General features: G+C 65.5%; 26 protein-coding genes. 17 read left to right on the top strand and 9 right to left on the bottom strand.

Features of this window, described 5'->3' with window-relative positions; all coding sequences use genetic code 11:
* Positions 1-239: 239 nt before the first annotated feature.
* The gene (locus AC3WUM_RS20165; protein WP_492412526.1) at positions 240-506 is read left to right on the top strand and encodes a ComEA family DNA-binding protein; all 267 of its coding nucleotides are present in this window, start codon (positions 240-242) and stop codon (positions 504-506) included.
* 64 nt (positions 507-570) lie between these two features.
* On the opposite strand, the gene AC3WUM_RS20160 is transcribed toward AC3WUM_RS20165, so the two are convergent.
* Positions 571-1,416, bottom strand: coding sequence for a glutaminyl-peptide cyclotransferase (locus tag AC3WUM_RS20160; protein ID WP_492412524.1), 846 nt, complete (start codon positions 1,414-1,416; stop codon positions 571-573).
* Positions 1,417-1,505: 89 nt separating this feature from the next.
* On the opposite strand from AC3WUM_RS20160, the gene AC3WUM_RS20155 reads away from it, so the two are divergent.
* The 7 genes from AC3WUM_RS20155 (at position 1,506) to AC3WUM_RS20125 (ending at position 8,369) form a co-directional block, all read left to right on the top strand.
* Entirely contained in the window at positions 1,506-1,913 is a 408-nt protein-coding gene (locus tag AC3WUM_RS20155) for a histidine biosynthesis protein HisIE (RefSeq protein WP_492412522.1), read from the top strand.
* A gap of 130 nt (positions 1,914-2,043) precedes the next feature.
* Positions 2,044-2,910, top strand: a complete 867-nt coding sequence (locus tag AC3WUM_RS20150) for a YicC/YloC family endoribonuclease (RefSeq protein WP_492412520.1) — start codon at positions 2,044-2,046, stop codon at positions 2,908-2,910.
* Between the two features lie 10 nt (positions 2,911-2,920).
* A complete protein-coding gene (gene gmk / locus AC3WUM_RS20145; RefSeq protein WP_492412518.1) occupies positions 2,921-3,580 on the top strand; it encodes a guanylate kinase in 660 nt (219 codons plus the stop codon).
* A 36-nt stretch (positions 3,581-3,616) separates the two neighbouring features.
* Complete coding sequence (gene rpoZ / locus AC3WUM_RS20140) at positions 3,617-3,880, top strand: DNA-directed RNA polymerase subunit omega (RefSeq protein WP_007184935.1); 264 nt, start codon at positions 3,617-3,619, stop codon at positions 3,878-3,880.
* A gap of 142 nt (positions 3,881-4,022) precedes the next feature.
* Positions 4,023-6,017 (top strand): transketolase, encoded by a 1,995-nt coding sequence (gene tkt / locus AC3WUM_RS20135; protein WP_492412516.1) that lies wholly within the window; start codon positions 4,023-4,025, stop codon positions 6,015-6,017.
* Positions 6,018-6,069: 52 nt separating this feature from the next.
* Positions 6,070-7,071, top strand: a complete 1,002-nt coding sequence (gap, locus tag AC3WUM_RS20130) for a type I glyceraldehyde-3-phosphate dehydrogenase (RefSeq protein WP_492412514.1) — start codon at positions 6,070-6,072, stop codon at positions 7,069-7,071.
* A gap of 113 nt (positions 7,072-7,184) precedes the next feature.
* A complete protein-coding gene (locus AC3WUM_RS20125) occupies positions 7,185-8,369 on the top strand; it encodes a phosphoglycerate kinase (protein WP_492412512.1) in 1,185 nt (394 codons plus the stop codon).
* An 81-nt stretch (positions 8,370-8,450) separates the two neighbouring features.
* On the opposite strand, the gene AC3WUM_RS20120 is transcribed toward AC3WUM_RS20125, so the two are convergent.
* Both AC3WUM_RS20120 and AC3WUM_RS20115 read right to left on the bottom strand, forming a co-directional pair.
* Complete coding sequence (locus AC3WUM_RS20120) at positions 8,451-8,795, bottom strand: RidA family protein (protein WP_492412510.1); 345 nt, start codon at positions 8,793-8,795, stop codon at positions 8,451-8,453.
* Positions 8,796-8,815: 20 nt separating this feature from the next.
* Positions 8,816-10,063, bottom strand: a complete 1,248-nt coding sequence (locus tag AC3WUM_RS20115) for an MFS transporter (RefSeq protein ID WP_492412508.1) — start codon at positions 10,061-10,063, stop codon at positions 8,816-8,818.
* A gap of 176 nt (positions 10,064-10,239) precedes the next feature.
* Between AC3WUM_RS20115 and AC3WUM_RS20110 the strand changes: the two genes are divergently transcribed.
* The 5 genes from AC3WUM_RS20110 (at position 10,240) to AC3WUM_RS20090 (ending at position 14,278) form a co-directional block, all read left to right on the top strand.
* Positions 10,240-10,842 (top strand): LemA family protein, encoded by a 603-nt coding sequence (locus tag AC3WUM_RS20110; protein ID WP_411887747.1) that lies wholly within the window; start codon positions 10,240-10,242, stop codon positions 10,840-10,842.
* Positions 10,843-10,867: 25 nt separating this feature from the next.
* The gene (locus AC3WUM_RS20105; protein WP_492412506.1) at positions 10,868-11,749 is read left to right on the top strand and encodes a TPM domain-containing protein; all 882 of its coding nucleotides are present in this window, start codon (positions 10,868-10,870) and stop codon (positions 11,747-11,749) included.
* Entirely contained in the window at positions 11,749-12,264 is a 516-nt protein-coding gene (locus tag AC3WUM_RS20100; RefSeq protein WP_492412504.1) for a TPM domain-containing protein, read from the top strand. The genes AC3WUM_RS20105 and AC3WUM_RS20100 overlap by 1 nt, the downstream gene beginning before the upstream one ends.
* A gap of 70 nt (positions 12,265-12,334) precedes the next feature.
* Positions 12,335-13,177 carry an AAA family ATPase gene (locus AC3WUM_RS20095; protein WP_411887744.1) on the top strand — a complete coding sequence of 281 codons (843 nt, stop codon included), beginning with the start codon at positions 12,335-12,337 and terminating at the stop codon, positions 13,175-13,177.
* A 21-nt stretch (positions 13,178-13,198) separates the two neighbouring features.
* Entirely contained in the window at positions 13,199-14,278 is a 1,080-nt protein-coding gene (locus tag AC3WUM_RS20090; RefSeq protein ID WP_492412502.1) for an NADH:flavin oxidoreductase/NADH oxidase, read from the top strand.
* Between the two features lie 9 nt (positions 14,279-14,287).
* On the opposite strand, the gene AC3WUM_RS20085 is transcribed toward AC3WUM_RS20090, so the two are convergent.
* Positions 14,288-14,968 carry a DNA-3-methyladenine glycosylase family protein gene (locus AC3WUM_RS20085; RefSeq protein WP_492412500.1) on the bottom strand — a complete coding sequence of 227 codons (681 nt, stop codon included), beginning with the start codon at positions 14,966-14,968 and terminating at the stop codon, positions 14,288-14,290.
* Between the two features lie 63 nt (positions 14,969-15,031).
* On the opposite strand from AC3WUM_RS20085, the gene AC3WUM_RS20080 reads away from it, so the two are divergent.
* From AC3WUM_RS20080 to coq7, 3 genes are all read left to right on the top strand, one after another.
* Entirely contained in the window at positions 15,032-16,213 is a 1,182-nt protein-coding gene (locus AC3WUM_RS20080) for a vWA domain-containing protein (RefSeq protein ID WP_492412499.1), read from the top strand.
* Between the two features lie 123 nt (positions 16,214-16,336).
* On the top strand, positions 16,337-17,011 hold the full coding sequence (locus AC3WUM_RS20075) for a SanA/YdcF family protein (RefSeq protein WP_492412497.1): 675 nt from the start codon (positions 16,337-16,339) through the stop codon (positions 17,009-17,011).
* Positions 17,008-17,655 (top strand): 2-polyprenyl-3-methyl-6-methoxy-1,4-benzoquinone monooxygenase, encoded by a 648-nt coding sequence (gene coq7, locus AC3WUM_RS20070; protein WP_492412496.1) that lies wholly within the window; start codon positions 17,008-17,010, stop codon positions 17,653-17,655. The genes AC3WUM_RS20075 and coq7 overlap by 4 nt, the downstream gene beginning before the upstream one ends.
* 66 nt (positions 17,656-17,721) lie before the next feature.
* On the opposite strand, the gene AC3WUM_RS20065 is transcribed toward coq7, so the two are convergent.
* The 3 genes from AC3WUM_RS20065 to AC3WUM_RS20055 form a co-directional block, all read right to left on the bottom strand.
* A complete protein-coding gene (locus AC3WUM_RS20065; protein ID WP_492412494.1) occupies positions 17,722-18,378 on the bottom strand; it encodes an RBBP9/YdeN family alpha/beta hydrolase in 657 nt (218 codons plus the stop codon).
* Between the two features lie 194 nt (positions 18,379-18,572).
* Positions 18,573-19,403 (bottom strand): adenosylmethionine decarboxylase, encoded by an 831-nt coding sequence (gene speD / locus AC3WUM_RS20060; protein WP_492412492.1) that lies wholly within the window; start codon positions 19,401-19,403, stop codon positions 18,573-18,575.
* Between the two features lie 146 nt (positions 19,404-19,549).
* Positions 19,550-19,972, bottom strand: coding sequence for an OsmC family protein (locus AC3WUM_RS20055; RefSeq protein WP_492412490.1), 423 nt, complete (start codon positions 19,970-19,972; stop codon positions 19,550-19,552).
* A 106-nt stretch (positions 19,973-20,078) separates the two neighbouring features.
* Between AC3WUM_RS20055 and AC3WUM_RS20050 the strand changes: the two genes are divergently transcribed.
* Positions 20,079-20,750 (top strand): cyclic nucleotide-binding domain-containing protein, encoded by a 672-nt coding sequence (locus tag AC3WUM_RS20050; protein ID WP_492412488.1) that lies wholly within the window; start codon positions 20,079-20,081, stop codon positions 20,748-20,750.
* An 8-nt stretch (positions 20,751-20,758) separates the two neighbouring features.
* Here AC3WUM_RS20050 and trpC read toward each other — a convergent pair whose 3' ends face one another.
* Positions 20,759-21,553 carry an indole-3-glycerol phosphate synthase TrpC gene (trpC, locus tag AC3WUM_RS20045; protein WP_492412486.1) on the bottom strand — a complete coding sequence of 265 codons (795 nt, stop codon included), beginning with the start codon at positions 21,551-21,553 and terminating at the stop codon, positions 20,759-20,761.
* Positions 21,550-22,605, bottom strand: coding sequence for an anthranilate phosphoribosyltransferase (trpD, locus tag AC3WUM_RS20040; RefSeq protein ID WP_492412484.1), 1,056 nt, complete (start codon positions 22,603-22,605; stop codon positions 21,550-21,552). Before trpD ends, trpC begins: the two co-directional genes overlap by 4 nt.
* Position 22,606: the final 1 nt, after the last annotated feature.

The raw sequence follows: 22,606 nt of genomic DNA, 5'->3' as shown, positions 1-22,606 counted from the left end.
CTCAGCGCCGATGATAGTGTGGCTAGACCATGCGAGAGTAGGTCACTGCCAGGCTCTTAATCCAAACCCCCTCCGGGCTCCCCGGTGGGGGTTTCTTCTTGGGCGTCACTCTTTCGTGATGTGCAGCAGAAAGACGGCGGGAATTTCCGCGTTTTTGTGATCCACATCAAGAGAAACAAAGCGCTACGGAAGCAGCATGGCCGAGCCGCACTTTCGCGGTACTCCGTCGGAGCTTTCCCATGCGCTTCTTCATCAACGCATTGCTGTCCGCCTCCTTTCTGTTTTTCGCGAGTGTCTCGTGGGCGGTCAATATCAATACCGCCGATGCCAAAACTCTGGCCAAGGAACTCGATGGCGTCGGTGACAAAACCGCCGCGGCGATCGTCGAGGAACGGAAGAAGTCGCCATTCACGAGCATCGAGGACGTGGATAAGCGCGTGAAAGGCTGGGGCAAGAAAACCAGCGAGAAAAACAAGGGAAAGCTGACGTTCTCGGACAAGCAATAGCGATCCGATTCGACTCGTTCAAGGGCGGCTACGGCCGCCCTTGATGTTTCTGCGTTCGAATCAGTTAATGCCCCAAGCCTTCGACTTTCAGCTCGAACATCTTGGGCCAGCATTTACCGGTAACCAGCAAATGCCGAGTCTGAGCGTCATAAGCGATGCCGTTGAGCACGTGCTCATCGGCGTCCCAGCCTGCAGGCTTGGTGAAACGCTTCTCCAATTCACCGAGATCCAGCCAGTTCAAGACATGGCCGGTTTGAGGGTCTAGCACGGCGATTCGACTGCTATGCCAGATATTGGCGTAAACCCGGCCCTGCACGAACTCGAGCTCGTTGAGCTGATCGACCGGTTTGCCCGCCGCGGTGACTTCTATGGTGCGAAGCGCCGCCCAATCGGAAGGGGCGCGCTCGGTCAGTTTTGAAGACCCGTCGCTGACCAGCAGGTGGTCGCCGGCGGACGTCGGAAGATGCGTGATTCCCCAGCCTTCGGTCGGATTCTGCAGGCGACGACGCTCGCGAATACTCGAATCGACGACAAAAACCACGCGCTCACGCCACGTGAGGATGAATAGCTCGTCGCCGGCCCAGCTCAGCCCCTCGAGAAAAACTGCGGCTGGGCCGTTGTGCTTGCCCCGGAGTTTTCGAGCGCGCAGGTCGGTGATGGAAAGGGAGGAGCGGCCATAACCTCCAGCCGACTCATAAAGCAGGCCGTTCCTTAATTCGAGCCCCTGGGTGAAGCTGGAAACGTCGTGCTCGAACTCATCGACGACGCGATAAGCCAGAACGGGGATGCTCGCCTCGTCCTCCGTCGCATGCGCTGTATAAGAAGCAAGTACGGAAAGCGCACATAAGGAACATGCTCTAAGCATGTGACGATAAAGCGCTTGTGATAGAGAATTGACTTTTCTGCGCAAATGCGTAAAGTTCCAAAATAGCGAAGAATGGTTTCTTCGTGGTTAATCTCAAACTTGCTTGAACGTCTCTATCGACGGAGGATAGACACATGGCGGTGAAATCCAAAGTGGCTAAGAAGTCGGCTAAGAAGGCGTCTAAGAAGACCGCCAAGAAGGCCGTGAAGAAGGTCGTCAAGAAGGCCGCGGCGAAAAAAGCCACGAAGAAGGCCGTGAAGAAGGTCAGCGCCAAGAAGGCCACCAAAAAGGTCGCCAAGAAGGCCGCTGCCAAAAAGGCCGTGAAGAAGGCTGGCGCCAAGAAGGCGACCAAGAAAGTTGCCAAGAAGGCCGGCGCCAAGAAGGTCAGCGTCAAGAAGACCGCCAAAAAGGCTGTCAAGAAGCTGATCGGCAAGGCCAAGTCGGTTGCCAAGAAGACCCGCAAGGCTGTCAAGAAGGCGGTCGAACCGACCCCGGCTGCCGCCGAACCGGCGCTTGCTCCTGCTCCCACCCCGATCGTGTGATCCGTTCGGCGGCAAGGCCGCCGAATCGAGTGGATAGCAAAACGGCGCGGAAGTCATTTCCGCGCCGTTTTTGTGTCCGGCGACTAAACTGTCGCCCCTTTGCACCGACGGCAGCTGGCCGGGACACATCATGATTCGCAGCATGACGGGTTACGCCCGGGCCGAGGCCCAGGGTCCGTGGGGCCGGCTCAGCTGGGAGCTGCGCGGGGTCAACCACCGCTACCTCGATCTGCAGTTCAAGCTTCCCGACGAGTTCCGCGGACTCGAGAACGAGTTCCGCACGCTTGCACTGGCGCATCTTGCGCGCGGAAAAGTCGAATGTGGTCTGCGGTTTACGCGCGACAACACGACCAACGCGGCGCTCGAGATCGACGACGAGCGGCTCGCTCAGGTCAGTGCGGCACTCGACCGGATCACCCAGGCCCTGACGGCCACCGCGCTGCCCGATCCGCTGCGTGTGCTCTCGTATCCGGGGGTCACGCGCGAAACTCCGCAGGACCCGGCGCCGCTCATGCAGGCCGCGCGCAAGCTGTTCAAGCAGGCGCTCGACGAGTTCGCCGACACCAAATCCCGAGAAGGCGAGCGCCTGGCGCAGTTCATCGCCGAGCGCTGCGACGCCGTCGAGACGCTGGCGAGCCAGGTGCGCGAGCGCTACGCCATCGTGCGGACCCAATGGCTCGAGAAGCTGCGCCAGAAGGCGCGTGACCTGCAGGTCGAGCTCGACCCGGCGCGCGTGGAGCAGGAGTTGGTGCTCGCGCTGCAGCGGCTGGACGTGGAAGAGGAGCTTTCGCGCCTGGCTTCGCATCTCATCGAAGTCCGCGCCGCCTTGTCGCGCCAGGAGCCGATCGGCCGGCGCCTCGACTTCCTCATGCAGGAGCTCAATCGCGAGGCCAATACGCTGTCGTCGAAATCGCAGGATGCGGAGATGACCCGTTGCGCCGTCGACATGAAAGTCGCCATCGAACAGATGCGCGAGCAAGTCCAGAACATCGAATAAGCCCGTCCCGATGAGCCAGCGTCAGGCCCTGCGGGGCAACCTCTACATTCTGTCGGCCCCGTCCGGCGGCGGAAAAACCAGCTTGAGCCGAGCCTTGCTGCCCTGGCTCGCGGCGCATGGAATCCACGCCGAGATCTCGGTTTCGTATACGACGCGCGCGCCGCGCACGGGCGAAACCGAGGGTGTTCACTACCACTTCGTCGATGCGGCCGAGTTCCAGCGCCGCGTCGAGGCGCAGGATTTCCTCGAATACGCCGACGTGTTCGGTCGCCGCTACGGCACCGGGCGGCAACGCACCGAAGCGTTGCTGCAGGCGGGACATGACGTGATTCTCGACATCGACTGGCAGGGCGCGCGCCAGGTGCGTGAGCAGATCGCCGATGTCGTCAGCATTTTCATCCTGCCGCCGTCCGCGCAGGAGCTCGAACGCCGCCTGCGCTCGCGCGCGACCGACAGCGACGAGATCATCGAAGGCCGCATGGCCGCGGCGCGCGCCGAGATGTCGCACTACGGTGAGTACGATCATCTGATCGTCAACGAAAATTTCGATCGGGCGGTCGAGCAGCTCGGTTCGATCTTGCTCGAGCGGCGCCTCAGGAGAGACGGGCAGATCGCCCTGCACGAAAAGCTCATCGCCAGCCTGGTGGCGTCGCCGGATCAGAAAGGCTAAAATCTCGCCCCTTTTCCCGTGCCGGGGTTGCTGCAAATGGCTCGTGTTACCGCCGAAGATTGCCTGCTGAGAATTCCCAACCAGTTCGAACTGACCCTGGTCGCTGCCAAGCGCGCGCGCCAGCTGGCTCGTGGCGCCGAAGCGCGCCTGCCGTGGGGCAACCACAAGTCCACGGTGCTGTCCCTGCGTGAAATCGCCGACGGTTACGTCGGGCGCGACGTGCTCGCCGAGCAGGATCTGCCGGCCATTCAGCAGCCGAAGGTCGATCTCGAGCCGCTGGACGCCAGCTTCGACCTTTAAGTCGTCGAGATCATGTAATTCCACTTCAAGGCCGGCCATGTTGCCGGCCTTGTCGTTTGCAAAGTGAGGCCCAGGAGCCTCGCGGCCGGCCCTGCCGGAATAAACCCGTCACCCCTGTTCTTTTGTGAGGTTGTTCGTCTCGATGCCCACTCGTCTTGAACTCGCCAACGCGATCCGCGCCCTTTCGATGGATGCGGTGCAAAAGGCCAATTCCGGCCACCCTGGCATGCCGATGGGCATGGCCGACATCGCCGAGGTGCTCTGGAACGATTTCCTGGCCCACAACCCGGCCGACCCCAAGTGGTTCAACCGTGACCGCTTCATCGTCAGCAACGGCCACGGTTCGATGCTGCTGTACTCGCTGCTGCACCTGGCCGGCTACCCGCTGTCGATCGACGATCTCAAGAATTTCCGCCAGCTCAAGAGCAAGACGCCGGGCCATCCCGAGCAGTTCGTGACCGCCGGCGTCGAGACCACCACCGGCCCGCTGGGCCAGGGCCTGGCCAATGCGGTCGGCATGGCGATCGCCGAATCGGTGCTGGCCTGGCAGTTCAACCGCGACGGCTTTCCGGTCGTCGATCACCACACCTACGTGTTCGCGGGCGACGGCTGCCTCATGGAAGGCATCAGCCATGAAGCCTGCTCGCTGGCCGGTACGCTGGGCCTCGGCAAGCTCGTCGTGCTGTACGACGACAACAACATCTCGATCGATGGCGAAGTCCACGACTGGTTCGCCGACGACACCCCGGCCCGCTTCGAAGCCTACGGCTGGCAGGTGGTGCGCAACGTCGACGGTCACAACCCGCACGAAATCAAGCTCGCGCTCGAAACCGCCCGCGCTTCGAAGGACAAGCCGACGCTGATCTGCTGCAAGACCATCATCGGCTGGGGCTCGCCGAACAAGGCCGGCAAGGAATCGAGCCACGGCGCGCCGCTGGGCGCCGACGAAATCACCAAGACACGCGAACAGCTGAACTGGCCGTACGCTCCGTTCGAAATCCCGCAGGACATCCGCGACGGCTGGAACGCGCTCGAAAAGGGCGCCGCCGCGCAGCGCGGCTGGCAGGTCCTGTTCGATCGCTACGCAGCCGAGTATCCGAAGGAAGCCGCCGAGCTGTCGCGCCGCATCGACGGCAAGCTGCCCGAGAACTGGAACGAGATCGTCGCCAAGCTGCACGCGAGCTTCGCCGCGGTCGACAAGCCCGTCGCCACGCGCAAGGCCTCGCAGAACGCGCTGAACCTGCTCGCGCCGGAACTGCCCGAATTCCTCGGCGGCTCGGCCGACCTGACCGAGTCCAACCTGACCAAGTGGGAAGGCGCGCTGACCAGCAAGCCCGACCGCGTGCACGGCAACTACCTGTCCTACGGCGTGCGCGAATTCGGCATGGCCGCGGCCATGAACGGCATCGCGCTGCATGGTGGACTGATTCCGTTCGGCGGCACCTTCCTGGTGTTCTCGGACTACTCGCGCAACGCCGTGCGCATGGCTGCGCTCATGAAGATCGGCGTGATCCACGTGTTCACGCACGACTCGATCGGCCTCGGCGAAGACGGCCCGACGCACCAGCCGGTCGAGCACGTGTCCTCGCTGCGCCTGATTCCGCATCTCGAAACCTGGCGCCCGGCCGACGCCTTCGAAACCGCGATCGCCTGGCAGGCCGCCGTCGAGCGCCGCGATGGCCCGACCGCGCTCGCGCTGTCGCGCCAGAACCTGCCGATCCAGCCGCATCCGGCGGGCCAGGCGGCGCAGATTTTGCGCGGCGGCTACGTCGTTCATGAAGCGGCCGGTGAAGCGAGTGCGATCATCATCGCCACGGGTTCCGAAGTCGGTATCAGCGTCGACGCGGCCAAGAAGCTCGCCGACCAGGGTGTCGCGGTGCGCGTCGTCTCGATGCCCTGCGCCGAGCGCTTCCTCAAGCAGGACGCGGCGTATCGCGCGAGCGTGCTGCCCAGGAGCAAGAAGCGCCTGGCCGTCGAAGCCGGCGTCACGCACTACTGGCGCGCCTTCGTCGGCGACGACGGCGACGTGCTCGGTGTCGACACCTTCGGCGAATCGGCTCCGGCCGCGGCGCTGTTCGAGCACTTCGGTCTGACCACCGACAACATCGTCAAGCGCGTGCTGGCCCTGGTCGGCTGAGCGCGCCGGACCCTTCAATCTCCGTCACACACAAGCTAAAGAGGATCGAGACATGGCAGTGAAAGTGGGCATCAACGGCTTCGGCCGCATCGGCCGCAACGTGCTCCGCGCCGCGGTGCAGAACTTCCCGGACATCGAAATCGTCGGCATCAACGATCTGCTCGACCCCGACTATCTCGCCTACATGCTCAAGTACGACTCCGTGCACGGCCACTTCAAGGGCGAGATCGCCGTCGAAGGCGGCGCGCTGTTCGTCAACGGCAAGAAGATCCGCCTGACCCAGGAGCGCGATCCGGCCGCTCTGAAGTGGGGCGATCTCGGCGTGGACGTGGTCATCGAATCGACCGGCCTGTTCCTCGACAAGGCCACGGCGACCAAGCACCTCGACGCCGGCGCGCCGAAGGTCATCCTGTCGGCGCCGTCCAAGGACGACACCCCCATGTTCGTGTTCGGCGTGAATCACAAGACCTACGCCGGCCAGACCATCGTGTCGAACGCCTCGTGCACGACCAACTGCCTCGCGCCGCTCGCCAAGGTGCTGCACGACAAGTGGGGCATCAAGCGTGGCCTGATGACCACGGTGCACGCGACGACCGCGACGCAGAAGACCGTCGACGGTCCGAGCAGCAAGGACTGGCGCGGTGGCCGCGGCATTCTCGAGAACATCATTCCGTCGTCGACCGGCGCCGCCAAGGCCGTCGGCGTGGTGATTCCGTCGCTCAACAAGAAGCTCACGGGCATGAGCTTCCGCGTGCCGACCTCCGACGTTTCCGTGGTCGACCTGACCGCCGAACTCGAAAAGCCGGCCACGTACGAAGAGATCAAGGCCGAAATGAAGGCGCAGTCCGAAGGCGCCCTGAAGGGCATCCTCGGCTACACCGAAGACAAGGTCGTCGCCACCGATTTCCGCGGTGACGCGCGCACCTCGATCTTCGACGCCGAAGCCGGCATCGCGCTCGACTCGACCTTCGTCAAGCTCGTCTCCTGGTACGACAACGAGTGGGGCTATTCCAACAAGTGCCTCGAACTGGCGCGCGTGGTGGCTGGCAAGTAAGCCGCAACAGCCGGGAATCGGGAACGGGGAATCGGGATTCGTAAAAGCGATCCCGATTCCCTTTTCTTTTGGTGATTCCCGTCTCCCGATTTCCCATTCCCGGATTTCCTTTCATGCAATTCAAGAAACTCGCTGACCTCGATCTCAAGAACAAGCGCGTCTTCATTCGCGCCGACCTCAACGTGCCGCAGAACGACGACGGCAGCGTCGCCGAAGACACGCGCATCCGCGCCTCGATTCCGGGCATCAAGCTCGCGCTGGAGAAGGGCGCGGCGGTGATGGTGACGAGCCATCTGGGCCGTCCGACCGAAGGCGAGTTCAAGCCGGCCGATTCGCTCGCGCCGATCGCCAAGCGCCTGTCCGAGCTGCTCGGCCAGGACGTGAAGCTGATCCAGAACTGGGTCGACGGCGGCTTCACGGTCAAGCCGGGCGAAGTTGTGCTGCTCGAGAACTGCCGCTGCAACAAGGGCGAGAAGAAGAACAGCGAAGAACTCGCCAAGAAGATGGCCGCGCTCTGCGACGTCTACGCCAACGACGCCTTCGGCACCGCGCATCGCGCCGAAGCCACCACGCACGCGCTCGCGCTCGCCGCGCCGGTGGCCTGCGCCGGCCCGCTCGTCGCGGCCGAACTCGAAGCGCTCGGCGCCGCGCTGCTGAACCCCAAGCGCCCGCTCGTCGCCATCGTCGGTGGATCGAAGGTCTCGACCAAGCTCACGATCCTCGACGCGCTCGCCGACAAGGTCGATCAGCTCGTCGTCGGTGGCGGCATCGCCAATACCTTCCTGCTCGCGCAGGGCCTGCCGATCGGCAAGTCGCTGGCCGAGAAGGACCTGGTTCCCGAAGCCAAGCGCATCATCGACAAGCTCGCCGCGCGCGGTGCCTCGGTACCGATTCCGGTCGACGTGGTCACCGCCACCAAGTTCGCGGCCGACGCAACGCCGACCGTGAAGGCGGCCACCGAAGTCGGCGAAGACGAAATGATCTTCGACATCGGCCCGAAGACGTCGGCCGAACTCGCCGACATCATGGCCAAGGCCGGCACGATCGTCTGGAACGGACCGGTCGGCGTGTTCGAGTTCGACAACTTCGCGGCCGGCACCAAGGCGCTTGCCGAAGCCATCGCCAAGTCGAGCGCGATGTCGATCGCCGGCGGCGGCGACACCGTCGCCGCGGTCGCCAAGTTCGGCATCGAAAAGGACGTGGGCTACATCTCCACGGCCGGTGGCGCCTTCCTCGAGTTCCTCGAAGGCAAGAAGCTGCCGGCGGTCGAAGCGCTGGAGCAGCGCTACAACGGCTGAGCGGCTGCGTTGATCCGAAAGTCGATCAGGAAAAGGCCTCGCGATCGCGAGGCCTTTTTCGTTGCGCCGGCAAAACGCGGCTCAAACCGCCGCGGTCACCACGATCTCGATCTTCCAGTCGGCCTGTGCGAGCCTGGCCTGCACGGTCGCGCGCGGCGGTGTGTGGCCGGCCGCGACCCAGGCGTCCCAGACTTCGTTCATCGCGCCGATGTCGCGGATGTCGGCGAGGAAGATCTCCGCGCGCAGGATGCGGCGCTTGTCGGTGCCGGCCTGCGCGAGCAGGGCGTCGATCGCGGCGAGCGTTTGCGCGGTCTGGCCGCGAATGTCGGCTGTCGCATCATCCGGAATCTGCCCGGCCAGATAGGCGACGCCGTTGTGAACGGCCATCTCGGACAGGCGCGGGCCGACCTCGTAGCGTTGAATCATCGAAAGCTCCTCTAAAAAAGTCAGGCGGCGCGGCGCACGCGATTCATGAGCAGGCCGACGACAATGAACAGCAGCGCCGCGCTGAGCGCGAGCGACCAGTGAATACCGATCTGCTGGCCAACCAGGCCCACGGTGATGCCGCTGAAGGTGCGCATGCCCATCGCAAAGCTGTTGTAGACGCCGACCGCGCGGCCGCGCATCTGCACCGGCGCCTCGAGCTGTACGAGCGTCTGCGCCATCGCATTGAAGGCCAGCTCGACGAAGCCCGCGCAGAACAGCAGTACGAGCGACAGCGGGTACAGCGGATTGAGCGCGAAGGCCGCGAGCAGCACGCACCAGAGCATCGCGAGCACGCAGGCGCTGCGCGCGGCCGGACGCAGCAGATTGCGGCTTTCGAGCAGGATGCCGGCCGTCAGCGCGCCGGCCGCGTCGGCCGCGAGCAGTGCGCTGTACGAGAAATCGACATGGCCGTGGCCGAGGCTCTGCGCGAAGCCTGGCATCTGCGCCTGGTAGGCGTTGCCGATGAACAGCGAGGCCGAGCCGGCGAGTACGGTCATCGAGGCGATCACGCGGTTGCGGCCGATCTCCTGCGTCGCCCGCCAGACGTCGCCGAGGCTGCGGATCGCGCGCTGGCTCACGGCGACGCCGGCGGCACGGAACTTCGGCCCGTACGGCGCGGCGATGAGCCAGACGATGAACGGCAGGTACAGCGCCGCGTTGACGAGGATGCCGACGTTGGGCCCGAACGCGAGCAGGAACGCGCCGCCGACGGCCGGCCCGGCGAGCAGGCCGAGCTGGCGCGCGGTGGCGTTGATCCGTACCGCGCTCTGCAGATGCGCGGGCCCGACGATGTCGTAGATCAGCACCTGAGCGGGTGGGCCCCAGAGCACTCCGGCGCAGCCGTGGACGATCAGCAGCAGCACCGCGTGCCAGAGCTGCAGCGTGCCGGTGATGAACAGCGCGCCCCAGGCCAGCGAAACGCCCGCGAACAGGCCCATGCCGAGCTGGATCATGCGCCGCGGGTCGTAGCGGTCGGACAGCACGCCCGAGTACACCGAGAACAGCAGGAACGGCAGCCAGTGCGAGATCACCGCGAAGCCGCCGAGCGCGGCCGAGTGGAATTGCTGGAAGATCACCCAGTAGCTGATCACGTGCTCGATGCTGTCGGCCATCATCGCCATCGCCGACCAGGCGAAGAAGTGGCGAAAGCCCGGATGGCGAAGCGCGGCGAAGGCGACGTGCGGAGTGGGGGCGGTGTCTGCGGTCACGGCGAAGTCCGGCAAAGCGAATCGCCGCTCGCGCCGCGATTCCAAAGGGCGCCATCATGCCAGCATCGGCTTGCGATCCAGGCTTGAAATCGCCATCGTCGCCGGCATCAACATGTCACGATCGATATTCGAAGATGGCGCCCGCGCGCCGTTGTCGCTCAACCGGGGAGTCGCACATGAAGCATGGAAATCTTGTGATGCGCTGGATCGCGCCGCTGTTCGCCGCCGTGCTGTTGTCCGGCTGCGGCTACAACACCATCCAGCAGCAGGACGAGGCCGTGAACGCCGCCTGGTCCGAAGTGCTGAACCAGTACCAGCGCCGCGCCGACCTCGTGCCGAATCTCGTCAACACGGTGAAGGGCTACGCCGCGCAGGAAGAGAAGGTGCTGACCGAAGTCACCGAGGCGCGTGCGCGCGTCGGCGGCATCCAGGCCACGCCCGAGCTCGTCAACGATCCGGCCGCTTTCGAGAAGTTCACGCAGGCGCAGGGCCAGCTGACCTCGGCGCTGTCGCGCCTGCTCGTGGTCACCGAGAACTATCCGGACCTCAAGTCGAACCAGAACTTCCGTGACCTGCAGGCCCAGCTCGAAGGCACCGAGAACCGCATCACCGTGGCGCGCAAGCGTTACATCGACTCGGTGCAGGCCTACAACACCACCGTACGCTCGTTCCCGAGCAACCTGACGGCCAAGTTCACGGGCGCGAGCGTCAAGCCGAACTTCAAGGTCGAGAACGAGGCGCAGATCTCGGCGCCGCCGAAGGTCGATTTCGGCTCCTGAAGCCGCGCTCGCGACGAGGCCCGCCGTGATCCTGCTGCGCGCGCTCGCGCTCGTGCTGCTCTGCGCCCTCGGAGTGGCGCAGGCGCAGACCGTCGAGGTGCCGAAGTTGCAGGCCCGCGTGACCGACCAGACCGGCACGCTGACCGCGACCGAGCAGCAGGCGCTCGAATCCAAGCTCGCCGCGTTCGAGCAGGCCAAGGGCAGCCAGATCGCGGTGCTGATCGTGCCGACCACGGGCGACGAGACCATCGAGCAGTTCGGCATTCGCGTCGCCGAGCAGTGGAAGCTCGGGCGCAAGGGCGTCGACGACGGCGCCCTGCTGCTCGTCGCCAAGGACGATCGCAAGCTGCGCATCGAGGTCGGCTACGGGCTCGAAGGCGCCCTGCCCGATGCGATCGCCAAGCGCATCGTCGCCGACGTCATCAGCCCGTACTTCCGGCGCGGCGACTACTACATGGGCGTGTCGGCCGGCGTCGATGCGCTGATCGCGGTCGTGCAGGGCGAGGCGCTGCCCGAGCCTTCGCGCGATCGCTCGCATCGCGGTGGCGAGGATGCGTTCAAGACCGCGCTGGCCTGCCTGATCATCGGCGTGGTGGTCGGCTTGTTCGTGCGCAACATCAGCAACCGCTTCTTCGGCGGCGTCACGGCGCTGTCGATCGCCGGCATCGGCACCGCCTTGTTCACGGCGCTGTCGCTCGGCGTCGTCTTCGGCCTGTTCGCGGCCGTCATCGTCATGCTCGGCGGACTCGGCGGCGGCTGGAGCAACGGCCTCGGTGGCGGCCGTCGCGGCGGCTGGGGCGGCGGTTTCGGTGGTGGAGGTTTCGGCGGTGGCGGCTTTGGTGGAGGCGGCGGTTTTGGCGGTGGTGGTGGCGGGTTCGGAGGCGGCGGCGCCTCGGGAGACTGGTGATGGCGGCGAATCCGAATCGGCTCCATCGTCTGTTGCGCCATCTGCTCACCGGCCGCTGGACCACGCGCAAACGCTTTCCGGCGCCCGTACTCGCGGATATCGAAGCCGCGGTGAAACGGCATGAGCGCCTGCATCCGGGCGAAGTGCGCTTCGCGGTCGAGGCCGGGCTGTCGTTGCCGCATCTATGGGCCGGCGTCTCGCCGCGCGAGCGTGCGATCGAGGTCTTCACGCAGCTGCGCGTCTGGGACACCGAGGACAACAATGGCGTGCTGATCTATGTGCTGCTGGCCGATCGCGACGTCGAAATCGTCGCCGATCGGGGCGTCGCGCGCGGGCGTGTTCCGCAATCCGAATGGGATGCCTGCTGCCGGGTGATCGAAAAGCACTTCGCCGCGGGCCGCTTCGGCGAGGGCGCGATCGCGGGCATCGAGGCGGTGTCCAGCGTGCTCGCGCGCTATCCCTGCGGTCGCCCGGATGCGGGCGACGAGCTGCCGAACGCGCCGGTCCTGCTCTAGGCACCAAGGGACAGCGGGGCCTCAAATCCTTAGACTGCGAACATCCCCCTGTTCGCGAGAGGAAGTCCCCGTGCGCTTCGAAGGCACCGAAAACTACGTCGCCACCAATGACCTGACCATGGCCGTGAATGCCGCGGTCGTGCTCGGGCGCCCGCTGCTGGTCAAGGGCGAGCCGGGCACCGGCAAGACCCAGCTCGCGCGCGAAGTGGCGAACGCGCTCGGCAGGCCCTTCCTCGATTGGGCGATCAAGTCGACGACCAAGGCCCAGCATGGCCTCTACGAGTACGACGCGGTGTCGCGCCTGCGCGATTCCCAGCTCGGCGATTCCAAGGTCAAGGACATCGGCAACTACATCGTGCGCGGCAAGCTCTGGGAGGCGTTCGAAGCCGATACCGCGCCGGTGCTGCTGATCGACGAGATCGATAAGGCCGACATCGAGTTTCCGAACGATCTGCTGCGCGAACTCGACCAGATGGAGTTCTACGTCCACGAGACGCGCCAGACCATTCGCGCCAGGCAGCGGCCAATCATCATCATCACGAGCAATAACGAGAAGGAGCTGCCCGACGCGTTTTTGCGCCGCTGCTTCTTCCACTACATCCGTTTCCCCGACAAGGAAACGATGCAGCAGATCGTCGACGTGCACTTCCCCGATCTGAAGAAGAACCTCATCAAGGAAGCGATGGAAGTGTTCTTCGGCCTGCGCGAGCTGCCGGGGCTCAAGAAAAAGCCGTCGACGTCCGAGCTACTCGACTGGCTCAAGCTGCTGATGGCCGAAGACATCGACCCGACCGTGCTGCGCGAATCCTCCGGCAAGAAGACGCTGCCGCCGCTCTACGGCGCGCTGCTCAAGAACGAGCAGGACGTGCATCTGTTCGAACGGATCGCCTTCATGTCGCGTCGCGGTCAGTAAGCACAGCAGGAGTTCGACGAGATGAGCCGGCTGTTCGAACCGTTGCAGCAACGCAGCCTCACGCTGCGCAATCGCATCGTGGTGTCGCCGATGTGCCAGTACTCGGCCGTCGACGGCGTGGTCAACGACTGGCATCGCGTGCACCTCGGTTCGCGCGCAATCGGCGGCGCCGGCCTGGTGATCGCCGAAGCTTCGGCGATCGAGGCGCGCGGGCGCATTTCGCCGGGCGACGCCGGGATCTACAACGACGAACAGGTCGCGGCCTGGGCACCGGTCACGCGGTTCATCCGCCAGGCCGGCGCGGTTCCGGCGGTGCAGCTCGCGCATGCGGGCCGCAAGGCCAGCACCTCGCTGCCCTGGCTCGGCAATCAGCGCGTCGCACCCGAGGACGGCGGCTGGAGCGATGTCATCGCCCCGAGCGCGATCGCCTTCAGCGACCGCTATCCGCAGCCGCGGGCGATGACACTGGAAGAAATCCATGCGCTGCCGAAGCTGTTCGCGGATGCAGCCAGGCGCGCGCTGGACGCGGGCTTCGAGCTCATCGAACTGCACGCGGCGCACGGCTATCTGCTGCATCAGTTCCTGTCGCCGCTCAGCAATCAGCGCGACGACGAGTACGGCGGAAGCTACGACAACCGCGTGCGCCTGCTGATCGAAACGGTGACTGCGACGCGTGCGGTCTGGCCCGAACATCTGCCGCTGTGGGTGCGCATTTCGGCGACCGATTGGGCCGATACCGCCGGCCTCGACGGCGGCTGGGACGTCGAGCAGAGCATCGAGCTCGCGCGCCGGCTCAAGGCCCTCGGAGTCGATCTGATCGACGTTTCCACGGGCGGCTTGCTGGCGCGCGCCAAGGTTCCCGTCGGGCCGGGCTATCAGGTTCCGTTCTCGGCGCGCATCCGGCGCGAAGCCGGCATCGCCACGGGCGCGGTCGGCCTGATCACCGAGCCGCGGCAGGCCGAAGCGATCCTGCAGGCCGAGGAAGCCGACTGCGTGCTGCTCGCGCGCGAACTGCTGCGCGATCCGTACTGGCCGTATCACGCCGCCGAGGCGCTCGGCGTGGAACTGCAGGCTCCGAATCAGTATCTGCGGGCCTGGTAGAGGCGCGCTTCAGCCTACCTTCGGCGTCGCCTCCATCGCGCGCCACAGATACCAGCTCGCGATCGAGCGATAAGGGCGCCAGCGCTCGGCGATCGCGAGCGTCGCCGCGTCGTCGAGCTTCGCTCCGTCGTTGAACAGCCGGTTCACGCCGTTGCGCAGGCCGACGTCGTCGAGCGCGAACAGGTCGCGACGCGCGAGCGCGAACATCAGGTACATCTCGGCGGTCCAGCGGCCGATGCCGGGCAGCGCGTCGAGCGCTTCGATGGCGGCCTCGTCGTCGAGCTTGCGCAGTTTTTCGAAGCTGAATTCGCCGCTGTGCACTTTCTGCGCGATCGCGATGAGCCACTTGGCCTTGGCGTTCGACAGCCCGGCGCTGCGCAGCAGATCGAATTCCACCTCGATGAAATGCGCGGGCATGAACCACCCTTTTTCTGCGGCGCCCGCGAGCACCGCGGTCGCCACGCGCGCCTGGATGGCATCGGCGGCCTTCACCGACAGCTGCTGGCTGATGATCGAGGTGCACAGCACGTGGAACGGGTCGCGCCGCGAGCGCCCGATCGTGCACGAGCCATGGGTCTTGATGAGCCGCTTCATGACCGCGCAGCGCCTGGACAGATGACGCTCGATCTCGGCCATTTCGGTGGCGCTGATCGTCGACTTGCGGGCGGGTTTCGAAAGGGTTGCGCTCAAGCCGGCCTCCGGCGGATGCGTACAATGCGGATCGTGGGTTTTCTTAAGGAACAGGTCTGAGCCATGCTGTTCTCGTTCTTCTTCACGCTGCGCGCGGCCGGTCTCAAGACGGCGCTTTCGGAGTTTCTCACTCTGCTCGAAGCGCTGTCCAAGCACGTCGCCATCTTCTCGCTCGACGATTTCTACCACCTGGCGCGCACCACGCTGGTCAAGGACGAGAGCCAGTACGACCGCTTCGATCGCGCGTTCGCGGCCTACTTCAAGGGCGTCGAGGCGGTGACCGGCGAAATCTTCGGCGAGAGCATTCCGGAGGACTGGCTGCGCAAGCAGATCGACAAGCATCTGTCCGACGAGGAGAAAGCGAAGATTGCGGCGCTCGGCGGGCTCGACAAGCTCATGGAAACGCTCAAGCAGCGGCTGGAGGAGCAGAAGGAGCGCCACGAGGGCGGCAACAAGTGGATCGGCACCGGCGGCACGAGTCCGTTCGGCAACGGCGGCTACAACCCCGAAGGCGTGCGCATCGGCGGACAGGGCGGGCAGAAGAAGGCCGTCAAGGTCTGGGAAAAGCGTGACTTCAGGAACCTCGACGACACCGTCGAACTCGGCACGCGCAACATCAAGGTGGCGCTGCGCCGGCTGCGCCGCTTCGCGCGCGAGGGCGCGCCCGATCAGCTCGATCTCGACGACACCATCACCTCGACCGCGCGCAACGCGGGCTATCTCGATATCAAGATGGTGCCCGAGCGCCGCAACGCGGTGAAGGTGCTGCTGTTCCTCGACGTCGGCGGCTCGATGGACCCGTACATCCGGCTCTGCGAGGAGCTGTTCTCGGCGGCCAAGACCGAGTTCAAGCACCTCGAATATTTCTACTTCCACAACTTCATCTATGAGAGCGTCTGGAAGGACAACCTGCGCCGGCACCAGGAACGCATTCCGACCTTCGACGTGCTGCACAAGTACACGCCGGACTACAAGGTGGTGTTCATCGGCGACGCGGCGATGAGCCCCTACGAGATCGCCCAGCCCGGCGGCAGCGTCGAGCACTGGAACGAAGAGGCCGGATCGGTGTGGATGCAGCGCGTCGCCGACACCTACCGCAACCTGATCTGGCTCAATCCCGAGGCCGAGCAGCGCTGGATATACACGCCGTCGGTGGCGATGGTGCAGAAGCTCATCGGCCAGGACCGCATGTTTCCGCTGACACTGGCCGGGCTCGAGCAGGGCATGCGCCGGCTGACGCATTAAAGGTCCGATTCGAAAGAAGGCCCGGAAACGAGCCCGAAACCGGGGCCCGGGAAAGCCCGGCCGTGCATCGGTTGTTAGACTAGGCGCGTATTTCTCCTGACCGCCTCACATCGCCGGAGGGCCGTGGCCAATCTTCGCTTCAAACGTCTGAGACGCCGGCTCTGGCGCGGGCTCTGGGTCGCCGTGCTGGGGCTCGGCGTGATCGTGCTGCTGGCCAATCGCTGGGTCATCAACAGCACGGACGCCTACGTCTACACGAACTGGGCGCTGCTGCCCGAGAACGACGTCGGCCTGGTGCTCGGCACGAGCCCGTACACGCGCGGCGGCAAGCCCAACCCGCATTTCTACGGGCGCATCGAAGCGGCCGTGCAGCTGTACCAGATCGGCAAGATCAAGCACATCATCGTCAGCGGGGCCAACCCGGACGAGACCTACAACGAGCCCCGGCAGATGCGCAAAGAGCTCATCAAGGCCGGCATCCCGGAGTCCGTCATCACGATGGATTTCGCGGGCCTGCGCACGCTCGACTCGGTGGCCCGCGCCAAGGAAGTGTTCGGGCTCGAGCGGCTCACCGTGGTGACCCAGGAATATCACTGCTATCGCGCCGTCTTCATCGGCAAGAAGCTCGAGATGCGCGTGGCCGCCTACGCGGCGCCCGGTCCAGGGCCGAGCTTTCAGCCGTATACGCGCGAGGTCTTCGCGCGCGTGAAGGCGGTGCTCGACCTGTTCGTGCTGTCGACGCGGCCCAAGTTCCTCGGCGAGCCGCAGTCGATCAAGGTGCAGCGGCCCGCCCCATGAGTTCGAAGCGCCAGTATTCGCCGGCCGACCGGCTGCTGATCGGCTTCCAGCAGCGGCTCGCAGGGTTTTCGCGGCCCTCGTCGGCCGGACCGCGTCCGAGCCCGGCCGACGAGGCGCCCGATGCCGAACTCGACGCGAGCGAGCGCCGTCACGCGGCGGGTCTCATGCGCATCAATCACGCCGGCGAGATCGCCGCGCAGGCGCTGTATCACGGCCAGGCGCTGGTTTCGCGCGACCCGACGATTCGCGAGCATCTGCTCGAGGCCGCCGACGAGGAGCGCGCCCACCTGCAATGGTGCGAGCAGCGCCTCGCCGAGCTCGGCGACCGGCCGAGCCTGCTGCAGCCGCTGTGGTACGCGGGTTCGTTCGCGATCGGGGCTGCGGCCGGCATGGCCGGCGATCGCTGGAGCCTCGGCTTCGTCGAAGAAACCGAGAAGCAGGTTTCCGAGCATCTCGACGAGCACCTGCGCAAGCTGCCGGCCCAGGACGAGCGCAGCCGCGCGGTGCTGCAGACCATGCGCGAGGACGAACAGCGCCACGGCCAGGAAGCGGCCCAGCTCGGCGCCCAGCCGCTGCCGGCGCCGGTGCGCGGGGTCATGCGCCGGGTCGCGGCGCTCATGAAGGCCGCCGCCTACCGCGTCTGAATGCGCAGGGCGCCGCGACCGCCATACCGGAACGCGGCGCTCGGCCGCGCGGGCGCGGACCTTCCCTCAGTGGAGAAGCTGGAGAAGCGTCTGCTTCTGCGGCTGGATGGCCCGACAAAGATCGTCTAGCAGTTCCAGGCCGAGCGGCCATTCGGTGTAGCCCGCCTTCACGTTGATGTGGCCGGCGCCGTCGAGGCGCACGAAGCTGCTGCCCCAGCGGTCGGCCCAGCGGCGCGCGTTGTCGAGCGTCATCCACGGATCGTTGGTGCTCGCGACCACGGTGGTCGGGAAGTCGATCGTCGTCTGCGGCAGCTTGGCCTCGACGCCGAAGCGCGCCGGGTCGGCCGGAGCCACCAACAGCGCGCCGGCGATCAGGTTCGACTGGAACACCGAGGCGCGCACGGTCGCCAGGCAGCCGAAGCTGTGGGCGACGAGCACCACGGGTTCTTCGGCCTGGATCGCGGTCTCGACCACGCGGCGCGACCAGCGGTCGAGGTTCGGCCAGGACCAGTCGTCCTGTTCGACGCGCTCGAAGCGCGGGTAGCGGCGCTGCCATTCGGATTGCCAGTGATCCGGCCCGCTGCCGAAAAGCCCCGGCACCATCAGCACGCGACAGCCGGCGAAGCGCCGGTCGACGGCGATCTGCGAGGCCGCATCGAGGCGGCGATCGGGCTGTAGCGTGTCGACCCGCGTCTCGGCGCGGGCCAGGGCCTGGATCGGCATTGGGCAATCTCCTGAAAGACTTGAAACGCTGCAGCCTCATGCCACAGCGATCGCCACGATAGGCGCAGACCGCTGAATGCAAAAGGAATATCGGAGTCTTTGCTGAGGCCTCGCAGGCATTAAAAAGCCTCTGCGCGGCGACCGCGCAGAGGCTGGCGTGAAGCGATCCAGGCCGGAGGATCAGCGCCGAAGCATCAGCGCTGGATGTTGCGACCGTAGAAGATTTCCATGATCTCGTGATCGACGCGCTCGCTGATGCGCTTGGCATCGCGCGGCGGCAGCTCGGCGGCGCCTTCGCCGAACAGGTAGGTGTCGAGATCGAGCTCCTTGAGCTTCATCTTGGTGTGGAAGATGTTCTCCTGGTAGACGTTGACGTCGACCATGTCGTAGCGCTCGCGAATGCTCTTGCTGATGAAGTTCTGGATCGAGTCGACGTTGTGGTCGATGAAGTGCTTCATGCCGCGCACGTTGCGCGTGAAGCCGCGCACGCGGTAATCCATCACCACGATGTCGCTCTCGAAGCTCTTGATCAGGTAGTTCAGTGCCTTGAGCGGGCTGATCTTGCCGCAGGTCGACACGTCGATGTCCGCGCGGAAGGTGCTGATGCCCGCGTCCGGATGGTTTTCCGGGTAGGTGTGGACGGTGATGTGGCTCTTGTCCAGATGCGTGACGACCGAATCCTTCTGGATGATCGTGCCCGGCTCGGGCGAACCCGGGGTCGGCAGGCCGTCGAGATGGCCTTCGGAGATCAGCATCGTCACCGAGGCGCCCTGCGGGTCGTAATCCTGGCGCGCCACGTTGAGGATGTTGGCGCCGATGATGTCGGCCACCTCGGTGAGGATTTCGGTCAGGCGCTCGGCGTTGTACTGCTCGTCGATGTACTCGATGTACTCCTGCTGATGCTGCAGGGAGCGCGCGTAGCAGATGTCGTAAATGTTGAAGCTCAGCGTCTTGGTCAGGTTGTTGAACCCGAGGAGCTTGAGCTTGGGATTATTGGTCGGCTTCGCCACGCGAAGATCCTCCATGAATGCTGAAAAGGGAGAGGACCGCGTGCGGGGCCGCACGCGAAGGGCCGGCATTATGCGGCAAAAGGGATGACGGTTGTGCGTTGTTCAGCCAGGACGCCGGCCGCCCGAAGCCATCCGCCCCGGGCCTCCGAATGCGGACCGATTCAGGCCGGCTCGCGCAGCTCGTAGCTGTGCGTCACGTTGACGCCGCCACGCTTGAGCATGATCGAGGCCGAGCAGTACTTGTCGGCCGACAGCTCCACCGCCCGCTTGACCTGGTTCTCGTTGAGGCCCTTGCCGGTGATCACGAACTTCAGGTGGATGTCGGTGAACACCTTCGGCTCGGTATCGGCCCGTTTGCCTTCCACCTCGACGAAGCAGTCGCTGATCGGCTGACGCGCCTTCTTGAGGATCATCACCACGTCGACGGCCGAGCAGGAGCCCACCGAAATCAGCATGAGCTCCATCGGGCGCGCGCCGAGGTTGCGGCCGCCGATCTCGGGCGGCCCGTCGATGACGATCGCGTGGTTGCTGCCGCTCTCGCCGACGAAGGCCGAATTTTCGACCCACTTCACTCTTGCTTGCATAGGTGCCCTCCGGGACTGTGACGATGTTTGCTAATTTCGGGAAAACAAGGGCGGCGGGCCTGGGGTAGGCCGCCGGGCGTGTCGATTCGGACAGGGGAAAACGGGGATGTCCTTTCTGCAGAAGCCGGCCATTCAGGCCTTCGTGGCGCAGGCGCACAAGCGCACGCTGCCAGCCAAGCACACCATCATCCATCCGGGCGATCCGCCCACGTCGATCTACCTGATCCTGGAAGGCTCGATCAGCATTCTGCTGGAGGACGACGACGGCCGCGAAATCGTACTGGCCTATCTCAACGCGGGCGAGTTCTTCGGCGAAATGTGCCTGTTCCCCGATCAGGACTCGCGCTCCGCCATCGTGCGGACGCGCCTGCCGACGCTGGTCGCCGAGATCGCGTATGAGAAGTTCGACGCCTTCGTCATGAAAAACCCGCGCATCATGTACGAGGTGGCCGGCCAGCTCGCCGCGCGCGTGCGCGACACCAGCCGCCGGCTCGGCAATCTGGCGTTTCTCGACGTCGCCGGCCGACTCGCGGGTGCGCTCATGGAGCTCGGCCGTCAGCCGGACGCACGGCCGCACGAGAACGGCGCCCTGATCAAATGCAGCCGCCAGGAGCTTGCGCGGCTGATCGGCTGTTCGCGCGAAATGGCAGGCCGGGTGCTGCGCCGGCTCGAAGAGGACGGCATGGTGAAGGTCAGCGGGCGCAGCATTGTCATCATCGGTGCCGAGGCGCCGCCACCGCCGCAGAAACTGCGGCTGATGCGCAAGACCGGCAGCTAGCGGATCGATCAGCCGATCAGCGTCCGCAGCGCCTCGCTTGGGCGCGGCTGGCGCATCAAGGATTCGCCGACCAGAAAGCGCCGCACACCGGCGTCGAGCATGCGCTGCACGTCGGCCGCTGCGGCGATGCCGCTTTCGGTGACCACTTCGGTTCCGGCCGGCAGGCGAGCCAGCAAGTCGAGCGTGGTGTCGAGGCTGGTTTCGAAGCTGCGCAGGTTGCGGTTGTTGATGCCGAGCAGATAGTCGCTGCCGAGCTCGGCCGACAGCACGAGATCGAGTTCGGCGCCGTCGTGAATCTCCACGAGCACATCGAGTTCATGCTCGAGCGCGCAGTGGTGCAGCTCGCGCAGGCGCGAGGCGCTCAATGCGGCGGCGATCAGCAGGATGCAATCGGCGCCGATCGCGCGTGCTTCCACGACTTGCCATTCGTCGATGATGAAATCCTTGCGGATCACCGGCAGCGAGCAGGCCGCGCGAGCGGCGATCAGGTATTCGTCGCCACCCTGGAAGAAGTCCCGATCGGTCAGCACCGACAGGCAGGCCGCGCCGCCGGCTTCGTATTCGCGCGCGAGCCAGGCCGCGTCGAAATCGGCGCGGATCAGGCCTTTGCTCGGCGAGGCGCGCTTGATCTCGGCGATCACCGCGGCGCCGGTCCTGGCTTTGGCCTGCAGGGCGCCGGCGAAGCCGCGCGGAGCGTCCTGCGCGGCGGCGCGACGCTGCAGTTCGGCGAGCGTGGTGCGCTCGCGCAGCGCGGCGATCTCTTCGCGCTTGCGCGCCAGGATGGTGTCGAGGATGTCGCTCATTCCGTAATCGCTTCTTGGTTGAGCAAGGCGACCGTGCGCGAAATGCGCACGTAGTCGTCGAGCTTGGCGCGCGCGGCGCCCGAGGCGAGCACGGCGCGCGCGCGCTCGAGGCCGTCGGCGATGCTGCTCGCGACGCCCGAGGCGTAGAGCGCCGCAGCCGCGTTGAGACTGACGATGTCGCGCGCCGGGCCGGGCTCGTTGGCGAGCGCCGAGAACAGCATGGCCTTGGATTGCTCGGGGTTGTCGACCTTGAGGTTGCGCGTGGCCGACATCGCGATGCCGAAGTCTTCGGGATGGATGTCGTATTCGCGCACGACGCCGTCGCGCAGCTCGCCGACCAGCGTCGCCGCGCCGAGCGAAATCTCGTCGAGTCCGTCGCGGCCCCAGACCACCAGCGCGCGCTGGGCGCCGAGCTTTTCGAGCACGCGAACCTGGATGCCGACGAGATCGGGATGGAACACGCCCATCAGGATGTTCGGCGCGTCGGCCGGGTTCGTCAGCGGGCCGAGGATGTTGAACACCGTGCGCACGCCGAGCTCGCGGCGTACCGGGCCGACCGCCTTCATCGCCGGATGATGCTTGGGCGCGAACATGAAGCCGAAGCCGGCCTGTTCGATGCAGGCGGCGACCTGTTCGGGTTCGAGTTCGATCGCCGCGCCGAGCGCTTCGAGCACGTCGGCCGCGCCGCTCTTGGATGAGACGCTGCGATTGCCGTGCTTGGCGATGCGCGCGCCCGCGGCCGCGGCCGTGAAGCTCGCCGCGGTGGAAATGTTGAAGGTGTGCGCGCCGTCGCCGCCGGTGCCGACCACGTCGACCAGATGCGGCTGGTCTGGCAGCGTGACCTTGCGAGAGAGCTCGCGCATGACGCTCGCGGCGGCGGCGATCTCGCCGACGGTTTCCTTCTTCACGCGCAGCCCGATCAGCAGCGCCGCGATCATCGGGTCGGAGACTTCGCCGCGCATGATCTGGCGCATCAGCGCGACCATTTCGTCGTGGAAGATCTCGCGGTGTTCGATCGTGCGCGTGAGCGCCTCTTGCGGAGTGATGCTCATG

The organism is Hydrocarboniphaga sp. FW305-C-57 (assembly GCF_058783045.1).
This window is presented reverse-complemented; position numbering and strand designations above follow the sequence as displayed.